Annotated in this window: 1 pseudogene; it reads right to left on the reverse strand. The window is 81.8% G+C overall.

From position 1 onward, the window contains the following. Window positions 1–479, reverse strand: a pseudogene (locus GTW67_RS38525) (hypothetical protein); the annotation flags it as partial. Between the last annotated feature and the right edge of the window lie 312 nt (window positions 480–791).

The following is a 791-nucleotide window of genomic DNA, read 5'->3' on the forward strand; positions in this document are numbered from 1 at the left end:
TCGGGGGAGGCGGGGGAGGCGGTGCGGTCGGCGCGGGGCGCGGGCAGGCGGGGAGCCTCGGCGTACGCGGTGTGGGCCGGCTCCATGGGGGGCGCGTCAGGGGTGGCCGGCGCGGTGGGGGGTGACTCCGTGTGCGGCGACGCCATGTGGGCCGGCTCCATGTGCGCCTGCTCCAGGTGCTGTTGGGCCTCGGCCAGGCCGACGCCGCGTTGGAAGGCCGCCATCAGGCCGGGGTCGTGGCCGACGAGGTGTTCGGGCCCGGGTTCCGGGCGCGGCGCGGGACCGCCGCGCAGCTGTGGGGCGATGTGCTCGTGGGCCCGGCGGCGGGGCAGCCCGGGCTTGCCCATGGTGCCGCGCACGGCGCTGTGCCGCGGGACGGGCGGGGCGGCGGCGTGCTCGGCGAGGGCGTCCCGGTCGGCGGGTCGGACACCGGGCACCGCGGCGGCCGGGTTGGCCCGGCCCTCCCGGGCACCGCGCACGGGCAACGGCGCGGGCCCCGGGGCCTCCGAGGCAGCAGGGGCGGGCGCCGGAGAGGCCGGTAGCGGAACGGACGCGGTCGACAGGGGTGCGTCGGGGGCCGGTACGGCGGATGCGGGCGCCCCGGACTCCGGCTCGACGCGGTCACGCGCCCTCGGGTCGGACAGGGCGGGAACAGGCGTCCCGGAGCCGGGCGCGGTGGCGGCGGGCACCCCGGTGCCGGGCGCTGCCGAAGCAGGCGTCCCGGTTCCGGGCAGGGCCGAGGCCGACACGGGCGTCCCGGGCGCGGGCCCGGCGGGCGCGGGCCCCGCGGA

The organism is Streptomyces sp. SID5910 (assembly GCF_009862125.1).
Taxonomy (GTDB): Bacteria; Actinomycetota; Actinomycetes; order Streptomycetales; family Streptomycetaceae; genus Streptomyces.